This window comes from Mesorhizobium sp., assembly GCF_005063415.1.
GTDB lineage: Bacteria > Pseudomonadota > Alphaproteobacteria > Rhizobiales > Rhizobiaceae > Mesorhizobium.
The window spans coordinates 1-2,351 of the sequence record NZ_SUEG01000294.1; the positions used below are offsets into that span (position 1 = coordinate 1).

Genomic DNA, 2,351 nt, shown 5'->3' on the forward strand with positions numbered 1-2,351 from the left:
ACACGCAATACGAGATGTTCTATGCCGGTGCCACCTTCGTGACCAAGGGGCACAGCTTCCGCACCTTCGACTGGGACCGCTGCACGCAGCTCGTCGACCACATGCTGGACAGCTATTCGCTGGAAGACGAGGTCGACCGCGCCGCTCTGGCTGCCGCTTGAGGTTTGCCATGCCGATCCGAAAGGAACACAAGGAATTTCACACGATCGACATGGCCGGCGAGGGTTGGCATACGCCGCCTGGTTACCCTCCCGGCATCGAGCAGAAGATTCTTGCCGGCCGGCTCGACGAGGCAGGCAAGACCGGGAACCGCACGCGGCTGCTGCGGTTTGCGCCGGGTGCCTATACGACGGTGCAGTTCGTGCATGAATACTGGGAAGAGGTCTATCTCGTATCGGGAGATCTCATCATCGGCGGATCTTCGGTCGCAGAGCCGTCGCTGAGTTTTGCCCCGAACACCTACGCCTGCCGGCCGCCTGGCGTCTATCACGGTCCCTTCCGGTCGCAGACCGGGTGCCTGCTGCTCGAGCTTCACTACTACGAGACTTAACTTTTTTGGAATGATGTTCCGCTCCCAAGCGCCTGCGGACTCGGCAATAGTGCTTCTCTGACGTTCGAAATGTCCGCAACGGGTCATGGCGGTGAATTGACCCGGAGCAAGCGAGCTTCCGCTTAGCGTCGATTCCGGCGGCCTGGTTTTCGCAAAAGTCCCGGATTAAAGCGACAGTTTTGCGTCTGATTTTTGCACCGTCCCACAATAGGCTGTTTCGCGACCCCCGCAACCATGGCGGTTGCTGCGGCGTATTTCTGACCCAGCCTATGGGGCTATCCGCTTGCCCGAATTCTGAGCCAGAGCGCATTGAGGTATATCTAAATGAGCCGGACGGGAGGGGGATATGCACGTTGCTCGTGTTTATCTGCGGGTCAGTACGCAAGGGGCAGGATCGATCATCGCTGAGGCGAGGGATGCCGGGTACTACATCGCCGGCGTCTACCGCGAGAAGGCATCCGGCGCTCGCGCCGACCGGCCGGAACTGCTTCGTCTAATCGCGGACCTTCAGCCGGGGGAGGTTGTCGTTGCGGAGAAGATAGACCGCATCAGTCGTCTGCCTTTGCCTGAAGCTGAAAAGCTGATCGAAACAATTCGTAATAAGGGTGCTCGTCTTGCCGTACCTGGTGTGGTGGATCTTAGCGACATCGCGGCCAGCGCTGACGGCGTTGCCAAGATCGTGCTCGAGTCCATCCAGGAAATGTTGCTGAAGCTCGCCCTGCAAATGGCTCGAGACGACTTCGAGGATCGCCGCGAACGCCAGAGGCAAGGCATCGAATTGGCAAAGGCGGGCGGGAAACATGCCGGACGCCAAGCTGACCTGGTGAGTAAGCCGTGTTCTCAGGCCACGGCCTTGACCTCGGGGCGCGCATGTAGGCCGCAGCCGCATCGGGAGCGTTCCGAGATTGCCCAGCTTGGTCCGCGCTCCTTCCGAGCAGCAAGGGCAGCTCGCGTACGCTCAGAGGTTTGCCTGCGCTCCTTCTCCGCCAGCGCTGCGTAGACGTGAGCAGTTAGCGGCGCGAGCACCGGAGCCGGTTAGAAGGTTGTCGCTGGGGAATCAGCCCCAGCGCTGGACTCCTCGCCGACTATCCGCCACGACCGTTTCGAACGAGCCAATCGACGTTCCCGGAAGAAACACCAACATCCTTGAACATGCTGTCGTCAGCCCCGAGCAGCCGGCGTTTCACTAGCCACACCTCCATCTCGCGCCGGATGGTCCGCATTGTTGCCTCGGCCCGATGCCGGGCTTGTTTAGCGGCGCGAAGCTGCAGGTCGTCCGCAAAACCCGGATCCAGTTCGATAGATCTCTCGGTCAGCAAACGAGCGGGCCGATTCCCTTTGACCGACTGGTTGACCAGCGCCCGCCCGCGCACGAAAAGGTCGTAGGCTTCAAGATTCGCTAGCCTTTGACCTGCAATGGAAGGCACCGGCGGCAGCAGATCAGAAAGGCTGTTCACGATCCTTGCCACTATCTCATCCTGCATCGCAAAGATATCTGCGAGATCCCGATCGAACCGTTCGGCCCACAGTGGGCGATTGTCGAGCGCATCGATGATCTGGGCGCTGATCCGGACCCGATCCGCGGCACGGCGTACGCTCCCTTCGATCACGTAGCGCACGTTGAGATCCGTGGCGATTGATCGGATATCGGCCTGCTTGCCTTTGTAAACGAAAGAGGAATGGCGTGCGATCACCAGGAGACCGGCGACCTTCGACAGGTCCGTGATCAAATCCTCGGCCAATCCGTCGCCGAAATACTCTTGCTCTGGATCGCTGCTCATATTGGTGAACGGCATTACGG

General features: G+C 60.0%; 2 protein-coding genes and 1 pseudogene. 2 read left to right on the top strand and 1 reads right to left on the bottom strand.

The window, feature by feature from the left end; translation table 11 throughout:
- Positions 1-169: 169 nt before the first annotated feature.
- Together E5W70_RS31920 and E5W70_RS31925 are read left to right on the top strand one after the other, a co-directional pair.
- Positions 170-550 carry a cupin gene (locus E5W70_RS31920; RefSeq protein WP_292665291.1) on the top strand — a complete coding sequence of 127 codons (381 nt, stop codon included), beginning with the start codon at positions 170-172 and terminating at the stop codon, positions 548-550.
- A 346-nt stretch (positions 551-896) separates the two neighbouring features.
- A complete protein-coding gene (locus E5W70_RS31925; RefSeq protein WP_366509779.1) occupies positions 897-1,550 on the top strand; it encodes a recombinase family protein in 654 nt (217 codons plus the stop codon).
- 85 nt (positions 1,551-1,635) lie between these two features.
- On the opposite strand, the pseudogene E5W70_RS31930 reads toward E5W70_RS31925, so the two are convergent.
- Positions 1,636-2,351: pseudogene (locus E5W70_RS31930) on the bottom strand (hypothetical protein); the annotation flags it as partial.